Genomic DNA, 3,903 nt, shown 5'->3' on the forward strand with positions numbered 1-3,903 from the left:
TCAGGTTCATCCTTGCGCTGCGTTTTCATCTGAGCTTTGAACAAATCCGTTACCAGAGATGCACATCAGATTAGAGACATTTTGAATGGATAAAACGGCGGAATTTCACCGCAATCCTAAATATGACTTTGCTCGTCGCACTGTTCCAGACCTGGTCGTCACCGGTCCCGTCAACCTTGGCAACCCACCAAACACACCGTTCAGGGATAACACAGGTCTCACCGACACGATCCTTGTTCACGGTCCGGTAGGTGAAAGGACGGCGAAACGAGGTTGTGACACCTTTGAGAATCTCCTGCATCTGGTCAGATAATGCAATATCATCAAGGGCTATCACACTTCCCGGCTGCATGTTTTTGATGTAGAAGAGTGCCTTCTCACTCATCCGCCCTTCAAGCCTGAGTTCTTCAGGAACCTGGCTCATCATGGTCTCAAATGCATGGGATTTTCCTTTCCCTGACTCCCCGGTGACTGACACATGCAGGCCACGTGCATTGATAACCTTCCTGGATGCAAGTGACAGAACCAGACATTCTGCAACTACTGAATCGCCGATGTGATCCTGGGCAAATGTCTCAAGCATAAACGAAAGAGGATTGCCACCCTGGAGAATTGTTTTCGCAATGTTTGAAATCTCGCTGGATTCAGACTGAACATCAGGAGATCCTGCTTTGTTGGACTCTGATGAATGGACTTGAACTGATACTGCTGGTCTTTTCTCCGGGTTTGAATGATCGCAGCCCTGAACATCCCGTGATCTTGAAGATGCCTGACCTTCAAACATCACCCGAAGTTCAGGCCACCGCTGTCTTCCTTCTCCACATGAAGAATGGTGGCATCCTGCAAAGATGCCTCCATTTGAGAATTGAATCGCATATGCACCATCGGTATGATCCCGTGAGAACGGGCATACATCAAAAACAAAGAGTGATCCACCAGCGTATGGCTTCTGCCTGTACCCGATAGAATACCGGTCAAGCCATGATTTGAGTTCTGTTGCTTTCCCTGCCGCTTTGCGGGACTTTGGTGCCTCTATCGGGTCTGCCTCTTTTGGAAGCATCTCTGCAAAAGATGTGAGAGCCTCTGTATGAACTATCGCCAGAGTTTCCGGGACAGAGAGTATCGTTGCCTTTCGGTGTGGCCGTGCTGCGATATTGTCTCCTTTCCTGCTTGTCGTTCCATACAGCTTCCAGATCCTTGCAGCGTTGAACACAGACGTATCAACGGTTGAGGATTCATCTGAAAAGAGGAGATCCAGGGTTTCAAGTACATTTTTGACCAGAACCCGGGACAGTTCATCGTTTGGGAGATCAATGCGGTACAGCAGGTGTGCCCCGTTGCCAGAGTCAGCAACAACCGGCTCTGGCCATCCGAGATCAGTAAGGTATGCAGCAATCCGGGATGCTTTCTCTATCGCGGCTGTATGCTCTGATTCAGATGATGAAACTCCCGATGGCCTGATGGGATCAATATCAACCGGTAGCCATCTCCGGCAGAGAATATCATTGTCACCTGCTGACTTTTCGTCCCTGCCTAACCGTGTCTCTATTCTGTTGGCCCGGCGAGCAAGCAGGTCAGGGTTGACCGGGTTTAAGGTGACATAGGTTCCTGCATATTCACCCCGGTTATCAAACGAGACTGCATCAGCACTGAGTCGGTCAAAATTATTATAGAACCCTGATGCTGTCCCACGTTTCCCAATCAGTCTGACCTCAACGGTCTGACCGTGCTCAAAGAGGACAGAGCAGGCAGAACGGATTGGGTACGTCATTGAAACCCTCCCCTGAGAAGCAGGGCACCACCGGGAAGGATCTGATATCTGTGCCACTCTTTTACTGCATAGATCCAGAATTGCACACGTCCGGGCAGAATGGCCTCTCTGATGAGAGAAGATAACTGGCTGACATGGTGTGAGTATTTGGATATCCCGGAGTTCCGGGTCCGTCTGACTGCAATAAAGAGGAACTCCTCCCTGTTCCATGCGATAAGATCAAACAGCCGTGATGAGCCTGCAACCCTGATGGATGTGTATCCACTGCGTTTGAGTTCTGCAACCGCATCATAGAGAATTGCCCGGGAAGTGAGGTTAGTGCCAGCCATCCCGGTCACCACCCAGATATGCAAGAGATATGTATAGAACTCGATTCCGGGGCGTGGATACCAGCCTCTGACCTCCATCCGCAGAGAATACCCCTATAATCCATGAGAAGCACTCCTGGATAACAGAAAGGTACAAACGCTCATACAATTATACAGGTAGTTTACCCCCGCCAATCTTCCCGGTCGGCCAAGATAGAGAAGGGTTGTGCGGGGTTTGTCTATTTTCATTTGATTCATACGATCACATCAATTCTGTTTCTGCCATCCCACCTAAGATTCCCTGACAAGTCAGGAGATCACTTTGCATCCACCGTGATGATCATCTGTGACATCCGATTTCATCATGTCTGATTATGTCAGAATGTGTCATTTTTTGTTCCGCTGATAAAATGCTCAATTAATGCACGAACCAGTCAGATTACCAGCCATTAACGGGGGTCTGTGTTCGGGCAGGATGAGTATGGCACATGGTGATTTAGTACCGCAGTATCTAAAGGTTAGGTAAACAGGGCGAAAGTGATCGGGGTGATCTGGTCTAGTTATGTTTCGTGCCCAAATCATGAAACAAGGAAACCAGGTACTTTTATTCACTTTCGCAAATGTTCATAGATCAGCTCACTTTTCATGTCAGAGATCAGAACCGGACCAGATCATGGACAGTCATGTTTCCTGATACAAATCCTGATGATCCTGCAGTATCATTTCCCTGGAGTCCTGATCCAAGGATCATAAGCCCGGAACCGTTCACCAGAGTCTCCCCTGTCAGGCCTGGCCCTGATACCCTGCTCATGGTGTAGGTTCCATGTTCAAGGATGCCGGATGTATACAATTCTGCCTGGCTATCTGGATTGAGCCGGTTGCTTTTTAGAAAGATACAAACTGGTGTTACAGGGGAGATAGATTTGCCAGTTGAATAATCAGAGAAGAGGACCGGGCCAGACCCACGAACTGAAAGCCCGATTCCGGACTCTTCCCGGTTTATAATCCGTGAGAGTTCTGATACTCCTACTGTCATGACCATGGACGCAAACGAGCCGTTTGTATCTTCACCAGATCCTGAAAGCAGGAGTGTTCCATCTGTGCTGATGGTTGTGCCAAGGTACTCTGCTCCGGTGAGAGAGGTGAGGATCAGGAGTACTGATCCATATGCCAGAAAGGTCCACCGCATTCTTCTCTCCCGGAGATTATGCCAGGAGAGCAACGGTGTCTGCCCAGGTTTCTATCCCTGAAAGGATACTGTCTGCTTCGTATCCTGATACAACAACACCATCACGCTTGAACGTGACCCTGAAGTTCTCACCGTTTGAGTTGTGGCATTTGAGTGCACAACTAAAGGAGTCTTCAGAACTGTCATGTGACGGTGTTCCCCCCATTGCGGTGTTTATTGCCGTTGCAGCCATGATGGTGCTCACATCAGTGCTGAAAGCCGCAGAAGAAGGAGCCCTGACTGATATCTGTCCGACAGTCTTTGCTTCTGCGTTTTCATACACGACCTTTCCTGAGTAGTGTTCAGATCCCCTGACGACCCCGGCAACAGTTTGATTGTTTGAGGTGTACGAGGTGCATCCCCAGGGGTTGTTCTCGATGACGTCCTGGACAAGTGCCAGGAAATTTGCGACGGTGTCGATGGGTGAGCTGAGTTTTCGCTCAGCTGACTTGGTGACACTCTTGGTTGTAAAGTCTGCCATTGTTCGATTCCCAGCCGCATTTCACGGCTATGTATAATGTCGACCGGGATAGAAAAATAATTTTAAAGGGGTATGAAAAAGGAGAAAATTAATTCATGAATCGCGTATCCGGAAG

4 protein-coding genes are annotated in these 3,903 nt (G+C 48.9%); all 4 read right to left on the minus strand.

Translation table 11 applies throughout. The features are described 5' to 3' along the window. Window positions 1–70 precede the first annotated feature (70 nt). Window positions 71–1,771 carry a hypothetical protein gene (locus VN429_RS10720; protein WP_325633140.1) on the minus strand — a complete coding sequence of 567 codons (1,701 nt, stop codon included), beginning with the start codon at window positions 1,769–1,771 and terminating at the stop codon, window positions 71–73. Next, window positions 1,768–2,178 (minus strand): hypothetical protein, encoded by a 411-nt coding sequence (locus VN429_RS10725; protein WP_325633142.1) that lies wholly within the window; start codon window positions 2,176–2,178, stop codon window positions 1,768–1,770. The genes VN429_RS10720 and VN429_RS10725 overlap by 4 nt, the downstream gene beginning before the upstream one ends. Before the next feature lie 556 nt (window positions 2,179–2,734). Beyond that, window positions 2,735–3,268, minus strand: a complete 534-nt coding sequence (locus VN429_RS10730) for a hypothetical protein (RefSeq protein ID WP_325633144.1) — start codon at window positions 3,266–3,268, stop codon at window positions 2,735–2,737. Between the two features lie 16 nt (window positions 3,269–3,284). Next, on the minus strand, window positions 3,285–3,788 hold the full coding sequence (locus VN429_RS10735; RefSeq protein ID WP_325633146.1) for a hypothetical protein: 504 nt from the start codon (window positions 3,786–3,788) through the stop codon (window positions 3,285–3,287). Window positions 3,789–3,903 lie beyond the last annotated feature (115 nt).

The sequence above is a fragment of the Methanospirillum sp. genome (assembly GCF_035560735.1).
Taxonomy (GTDB): domain Archaea; phylum Halobacteriota; class Methanomicrobia; order Methanomicrobiales; family Methanospirillaceae; genus Methanospirillum.

Bases quoted from the DNA above. Each gene is read 5' to 3' on its own strand.
- VN429_RS10725 (WP_325633142.1), bottom strand. From the start codon at position 2,178: ATGGAGGTCAGAGGCTGGTATCCACGCCCCGGAATCGAGTTCTATACA.
- VN429_RS10735 (WP_325633146.1), bottom strand. From the start codon at position 3,788: ATGGCAGACTTTACAACCAAGAGTGTCACCAAGTCAGCTGAGCGAAAA.
- VN429_RS10730 (WP_325633144.1), bottom strand. From the start codon at position 3,268: ATGCGGTGGACCTTTCTGGCATATGGATCAGTACTCCTGATCCTCACC.
- VN429_RS10720 (WP_325633140.1), bottom strand. From the start codon at position 1,771: ATGACGTACCCAATCCGTTCTGCCTGCTCTGTCCTCTTTGAGCACGGT.